Raw genomic sequence first — 6,755 nt, 5'->3', positions numbered from 1 at the left:
TATAAAGACACGGAACGTCCCTGCTGGGAGGTTGCCGGAACTGAGTGCCGGAATATCCTCAATTTCGACTGGGAATGTCGGGATTGCAAGGTTTTCAAGCTCTACGGTTCTATGGATTACCACCCTTAACGGGACAGGCAGAACGAGAGATGAAAATGCGAAACTATAACAAGTCGCCTTATCCGGCATTTAGTCGCATTTTCATATAGACGGCCAGAGCATTCATTTTGCTGCTGGCCAGCCACATCAAACTAAGGAGGCTCACATGCGGAAGGTTTTTAGGAAGGAAACTTTATTTGGTTTCATGACGTTGGTTTTGGCAGGCGCTGTTATCATAGGCGGTACATTGCCGACGATATCGGCTCAAGCCGCCGGGCTTGCCTCGATCTCGGGAACGGTGAAAGATGTCAAGGGCGCCGGCGTGAAGGGCGCTATCGTGACCGTGGAGGGGCAGAAGACGAAGGCAACCACGGCGGCAAACGGGTCATTCAAGCTTACCGGCATCAATCCCGGTTCGGCGTATCTTTATGTGAAAACGCCTTCCGCGGCTTACTTAGACGGCGAAACTCTGAAGGCCATTCCCGTAAAGGGCGGCACCAACGTCGCCGGTGTGCAGGTAACCCTCTCGGGACGTCCAGTGGCAACTGCCGCCTATGTCGGAATGAAGCGCTGCACCGGGTGTCACGACGCCAATATGTTCAAGGCGCTCGACGGCACCCCGAATGCGGCGGCGCACTCGCGCTTCGTCACCGAAGGGACGAGCCACATGGTTTACAAAAACAAGTGGCCGGAGCCGGACGGCAAATACCTCCCCCGGGATCCCAAGGGCAAACTGCTCATGTCGCAGGACCCTCTGGACGGCAAGGGCATGGTCAATGTTACTTTGTGCACGAAAGGCAGCGAACCCAATCGCCAGTATCTCTTTAAGTTCTATCCTGAGCAGAAAGACGGCGCCTCTCTGACCGAAAATGATCTGAATTGTACGGATAAGCCGGCTGACGCCGTCTGGATTCCGGTTGCCGCCACGATCGGCGGCGAGGGCAACTGGGGGAAGGGTTACACCGACCAGAATCACAAACTTCCCGATCGCCACCCCAATTTCGGTGAGGGTAAGCAGCGCTACATGGCAAGGATTCAGGACGCGCCATATATTGCAAAATGGATGAAAGAGAACAACGTCTCCCGGGAAGGGCAGAAACAGGATTATATCGCCTTCATGCCGGTTTACATCATGCAGGACGGCACCCCCGAGGGGTCGGCTGTATTGGCCAAAGGCGAGGTCGGCGCCCCGATGTTCTGGCAGAAGTCCCCGAAAGACTGGGCCATGCCCAATAACACCCTCGCTCGCAACTGTGCCGCGTGCCACGCCACCGGTCTTACGATCGAAACCAAGGACTTCCCCGGGTTCAAAGCCGTGGTCACTTCCTGGGACTACAAAGATCTGAATATAACCTGCGAGAGTTGCCACGGACCGGGTTCGGAGCACGCGAAGACATCCGACAAGACGAAGATCATCGCGCCCAAGTATCTGACGGCAAAAGCAAGCAACGAACTCTGCGGGCAGTGCCACGGCTCCCACGATGGAAAGAGCGAAAATCCGATGGGAATCTTCAAGATTCCGCATGTTTCGCAAATGATTCGTTTTAATTGGGATCGTTAAACCGCTTTTGAGTTTTTGCTTTTGCGAATCCAGCGACCTGCAAGCCAAAACCCGAGGGATAAGGCAACCAGCACCGCCATAATCAATTCCAACCCCATACTCGACTTCAACAGACTGTGGATCATTTTGACAGCCGCCACAAACAAAACCCAGCCGATCACGCTATTAACCTGCGATTGATTTAATCGGGACGTCATCAGATAGGCGCCCAGAATGGTCGCTCCGATGCAGGCTGCCAGTGTTATGCCTAACAGCATCCAGTTGACGTTCCCCAGAGTTGCAAAACCCAGAAAGCCAAAGAAGGAAGTGAAAATGACAATAAAGCTGGTTGTAGCCGACGCCTTTTTCGGGTCGAAGCCCAACCCGATCAGGAGCGGGACAATGATATTCCCCCCGCCGACGCCAATCAACCCTCCAATAAATCCGGCAAAAGCACCGATGGCGCATCCCCAGGCTATCATTTTTTTCAACGAGGTCTGAGAAACATCCCGGGGCGCCGATTTGCCAAAAAAAAGGACCTTTGCCGAGGCAAAGACAAGAAACGCCACAAATAACCATTTAAGTACGGGAATGGGAAGGAATTGGTTCGCCTTGGCCCCCAGGGGGCTCATAATTGAGCCGATGAGCAGCATCGGGACCGCCAGCTTGAAAACGACCAGCCCCTTTTTAATGAAGGCGACGGAGGCGATGACCATTGCAAACACGTTCAATAAAAGGGCCGTAGCCATGGCTTCGCGGAGGGGCACGCCCAACCAGTCGAACATCGGAATGAGAACAAGGGCGGCCCCTGTCCCCCCGATGGTCAGGGCGGTCGTCGCTAAAAACGTAATCAAAAAAGCAATGCTGTAAATCAACGGCGTCATAAATAACCTCTCTTCTATACAGCTTTTTTAATTGCCATTTTCCTTTCTGTCTCTTCTCCTGCCGCAAATGACATCTGATAAATAAATTCCTCTGTAAAGCCTTTATCTGCAGAAAGTTCGATATGGCTGACCCGCTCGGCAATAATTTGGGCTTTCGTTCTCATCCTTTGCGACAATAGATATGCCATGGCTCCGGCCACAGAGGTGTTGCCAACCATCCTTATTCTTTCAATAGGGATATCTTCCGGAAGCATGCCCATAAATTGCGCGTTGCCGATGTTTAAATAATTGCCAAAGGCCCCGGCCAAATAGACATTTTGGATCTGATTTGAACTAATCCTCAGTTTCTTCAGCAATACCTCGATTCCCGCCCTGATGGCGGCTTTGGCGAGTTGAACTTCTCTGACGTCCTTTTGCAGCAGCCAGACCCCATTTTGCCCCCCTTCCGCAATCAGAAACTTGTTTCCACCTTTAGCTTCAACGATGCGATCCGTTATTTTTTTAGAAAGACGCCTGCCTATCTGCTTTCCGGCAAGAATCCTGCCCGAGGAATCGACCACCCCCTGCCTCAGAAGCTCAGCGATCAAGTCGATAAGTCCGGAGCCGCACAGACCCAATGGGTTACCCTCCCCTATCGTCTTCAACCGGATGTCCTCGTCAATCGCGACTCTTTCAATGGCCCCCACTGAGGCCTTCATCCCACTGGAAATGTTATACCCTTCGAGCGCCGGCCCCGCGGCTGCCGCACAGGCCAGAATCAGCTCGCCATTGCTTATGACGATCTCCGCATTTGTCCCTATGTCAATAAGAAGATTGATCCCCTTTCTCTCCATAAGGGGGGTGACCAACAACCCGGCCAACGTATCTGCGCCAATATAGCCCGATATCTGCGGCAAAGAATAGATCATTGCACCCGGGCCGAGAACTATCCCCATCTCCCCGGGCAAAACCGCCACAGGTTCCCTGAAGACAGGGGTAAACGGCGACACCGCAATGGAGGAGGGATCGATTCCCATAAAAAGGTGAATCATGGTGGGATTTCCGGCAACAGCGACCTCACAGATATCCTCAGGGGAGATGTTGGCACGCTGCGTTAAATCATTGATTAGTTTATTGATGGATTCAATCAGAACATCCCGTAACTTTTGTGTTCCGTTGGGTTGCGATTTACAGTAGGAAATCCTGGATAATACATCTCCACCATAGGCGATTTGGGGATTAATATCGGAAGATATGGCTTCGATCTTTCCATTCGTCATGTTGACCAAATAACTTACCAATGTCGTCGTCCCGATATCGAGCGCCATGCCAAATAGGCCAGTTTCCGTGTCTCCTTTTTCAACGTTGGCAATCGTTGCCTCGGAAATGGTGTAGGTAAGATAAAACTCGCCCGGTTTTTCAAATTTCAGAAATTGCTGCAGCAGCGCGATTATCCTAAGGGGAACGTTCGCTCTGATCTTTTGGGGAAAAGGAGATAATGCGCCTTCGATCAGCGAAGGATAATTTTTAAAAAATGAAGGGGAATACGCTACTTTTACCTTTCTAAGACGGGGAGAGAAAGCCATCCCCTTATGTTTCGTTCCGGTAAGAATTTTGACATCTTGTTCCGATCCCGCCGAGCTCACAAAAACCCTGACATCTCCCCTTATAAAAGCCTGGCAGGCCAACCTGAAACCATCCCGGATGTCCTGTGGGGAAAGTATGCTCTTTTCTTTGACGGTCAGGGGGGATAATGGCCCTTCGGCCCTAACCCTGCATTTACCGCATACACCCTTTCCCCCGCAGGGAGAGGGCGCCATAACATCCGCCCGCCGGGAGGCTTCAAGAATTGAAGTCTCCCTTCCGCATTTACAGGAACATATCTCCTTTCCCCCGCAAGAAAGCGCCCGAACATTGGCCTTGCCGGAAATTTCAAGTTTAGAAGTCTTTGGAGATGCATTTGAGGGTTGGTCGGAAGTCAAAAAAAGGACGGTATAAAGTTTGTTCATTATTTCTATGCGCTCCTCAAGCCATGGTTTCCCGCATTTGATACAATGCCCTTATTCTACTCAAGGGCAGCGAGGACGACAAGCCGCCGGAAGAACCCAGGATTATTCCCCCGCCGGCAAATTCTTTTCGGACTTTGCCGATTTCAAGTTCAATTCTGTGCTCGTCCCAGGCAAAAAGATCTATATGTCCCATAAAAGTTATCCTTTCCCCGTAGCTGTCTCGCAGCGTGTGCAAATCCATTCCTGCCTGGGCATCGACACACTGAAAACAGTCGAATCCGGCATCAATAATGTGTTTTAAAATACTCAGGATATTCCCGTCCGAATGAAAAAAGGCATAGAGTCCGCTCTGCTTGATCAGGCTCACGGCGCTTTCATAAAACGGGCAAATCAAATCTTCAAAATCGGTCGGTGACATCATCAAGCCCCGATTTCCCGCGACATCGTCCAACAAGGCGACACCCTTAAATGAATCCCTGATAAAAAGAGGCAGCGAATCTTTCAGCTCTTCGAATAACCTTGCGCTGAGCTCGGCATAGGATGACGGATATGTTTTCAAGCCCATCATCGCTTCTTCAAAGCCCCGCTGCTTTATCATGGCATTGAAAGGCCCGTCCAAAAGCGCCACGGTAAAGAATTCGTTTAATTCCCCGTATGCATTTTTCGCCATAAAGTCGTCTGGCGAGGCAGCGGGAATTTCGACGCCTATTAGATCGAGATCAAGTGATTTGCAAGCGATTTTTAGCTGCCCGACATAACCGCCGCGCCCGGCCGGAAAATGCCGATTGAGGAATTCCCGATTGATGAAAAATTCCCCCTTAGGCAATCTGTCGGCCTTAGAGCGGTCAAGCGCCGCTTTTACGATTTCAATTTTTTCGGTCATCTATCTCCCAATCCCGGGGGCCATCGCACTATAATCTTTACCCTATCCCCCCTTGCCACTATGACATGATGCTGGGAAGCCACGTTGCCAGACTGGGGAAAACGGTGAGAATCACGGCAAAAACGAGCAAGAGAAAGAAATACCAACCCACCGAGCCGAATATCTGCCCCTGCGGCAGGCCCGACAATCTTGTCATGATAATGACGTTGGTGCCCACAGGAGGCGTGATCAGGCTGACTTGTATCATCAAGGTCAAGAAAATCCCAAACCAAATCGGATCGAATCCGAGCTTCACAAGCAATGGATAGAACAGCGGGACGGTGAGGACGATCATCCCAATAACATCCATCAAGCACCCGAGGAAAAGGTAGATCACCGCTATAATTAAAAGAATCCAATACCTGCTGAGTCCCAGAGACAACATCCACTCCGTGAAAGCACTGGAGAGGCCCGTGATCGCCATAAAATTGGCAAAAAGTGTTGAACCGATAAGGATCATGACGATCATCGCCGTCAGTTGAATCGACTCCCCCAAGGTATTTGACAATATTTTCCAGGTCATTTTTCTTTTTAAAGCAAGCAGCAAAAAGGCGCCGCAGGCCCCTATCCCCCCGCCCTCGGTCGGCGTGAACCAGCCTGCAAACATCCCGCCGATGACCAGGATAAACAGCGAGAGGATCCCCCAGACTTTCGATAAGGACTTAAACCTCTCCCCCCAGGGATAGCGCGGACCGCGAGGAGCGACCGCCGGATTCAGCTTCGCCTTGATATAGACCAGGGCGCTGAAAAGGAAGGCCGTGATAATGCCCGGGATGATTCCCCCGATGAACAGTTTCCCGATCGATTGCTCGGTCATGACTCCATAGAGCACCATCGGGATGCTGGGGGGGATCATAATGCCAATAGTCCCCGCGGAAGCGATGGCGCCGCAACTCAGGGCCTTGCTATAATCATAACGATTCAGTTCAGGCAGTGCGATAATGCACAAAGTGGATACGGCCGCCACGCTCGAGCCCGTAACCGCCCCGATCGCCGCAGCGGCGAAAATTGTGGCAATCAACAGTCCGCCCGGCAAGTGTCCAACCCATTTATGGACCATCTCATAGGAATCCTTCGTCACCCCTGATTGAAAAGCGAACTGGCCCATCATGATGAAAAGGGGGATACACGTCAAAACCAACTGTTGTCCGGTGCTGATGAAGGCAGTTATTCCCAGCCCTGATACGCTTTGTCCCAGGGTCGCCAATAATGCAAAACCCGCCAAGCCCACTAGGCAAATGCCAAAGGCTATAGGCACGCCCAGAAACAGCAACAAGAACAACACAGCAAAGCCTAATATTCCCAAGAAAGGACTCATGACA

At 51.4% G+C, this 6,755-nt stretch carries 5 protein-coding genes; 1 reads left to right on the top strand and 4 read right to left on the bottom strand.

What is annotated here, in order from left to right; genetic code table 11:
• Nucleotides 1-265: 265 nt before the first annotated feature.
• Nucleotides 266-1,660: a carboxypeptidase regulatory-like domain-containing protein gene (locus tag M0P74_15420; GenBank protein MCK9364976.1), complete on the top strand. Its 1,395-nt coding sequence runs from the start codon at nucleotides 266-268 to the stop codon at nucleotides 1,658-1,660.
• On the opposite strand, the gene M0P74_15415 is transcribed toward M0P74_15420, so the two are convergent.
• From M0P74_15415 to M0P74_15400, 4 genes are all read right to left on the bottom strand, one after another.
• Complete coding sequence (locus tag M0P74_15415) at nucleotides 1,657-2,523, bottom strand: sulfite exporter TauE/SafE family protein (GenBank protein ID MCK9364975.1); 867 nt, start codon at nucleotides 2,521-2,523, stop codon at nucleotides 1,657-1,659. The genes M0P74_15420 and M0P74_15415 overlap by 4 nt on opposite strands.
• Nucleotides 2,524-2,537: 14 nt before the next feature.
• Nucleotides 2,538-4,148 carry an ASKHA domain-containing protein gene (locus M0P74_15410; GenBank protein MCK9364974.1) on the bottom strand — a complete coding sequence of 537 codons (1,611 nt, stop codon included), beginning with the start codon at nucleotides 4,146-4,148 and terminating at the stop codon, nucleotides 2,538-2,540.
• A 379-nt stretch (nucleotides 4,149-4,527) separates the two neighbouring features.
• The gene (locus tag M0P74_15405; protein MCK9364973.1) at nucleotides 4,528-5,394 is read right to left on the bottom strand and encodes a hypothetical protein; all 867 of its coding nucleotides are present in this window, start codon (nucleotides 5,392-5,394) and stop codon (nucleotides 4,528-4,530) included.
• A gap of 58 nt (nucleotides 5,395-5,452) precedes the next feature.
• A complete protein-coding gene (locus M0P74_15400) occupies nucleotides 5,453-6,751 on the bottom strand; it encodes a TRAP transporter large permease (protein MCK9364972.1) in 1,299 nt (432 codons plus the stop codon).
• Nucleotides 6,752-6,755 lie beyond the last annotated feature (4 nt).

Source organism: Syntrophales bacterium (genome assembly GCA_023229765.1).
Classification (GTDB): domain Bacteria; phylum Desulfobacterota; class Syntrophia; order Syntrophales; family UBA5619; genus DYTH01.
The sequence above is the reverse complement of the archived record's forward strand: the minus strand, read 5'-3'. Positions and strand labels throughout refer to the sequence as shown.

What these genes read in the sequence shown, in the direction of transcription:
- M0P74_15420 (MCK9364976.1), top strand. Translation starts at nt 266, where the DNA reads ATGCGGAAGGTTTTTAGGAAGGAAACTTTATTTGGTTTCATGACGTTG.
- M0P74_15415 (MCK9364975.1), bottom strand. Translation starts at nt 2,523, where the DNA reads ATGACGCCGTTGATTTACAGCATTGCTTTTTTGATTACGTTTTTAGCG.
- M0P74_15405 (MCK9364973.1), bottom strand. Translation starts at nt 5,394, where the DNA reads ATGACCGAAAAAATTGAAATCGTAAAAGCGGCGCTTGACCGCTCTAAG.
- M0P74_15400 (MCK9364972.1), bottom strand. Translation starts at nt 6,751, where the DNA reads ATGAGTCCTTTCTTGGGAATATTAGGCTTTGCTGTGTTGTTCTTGTTG.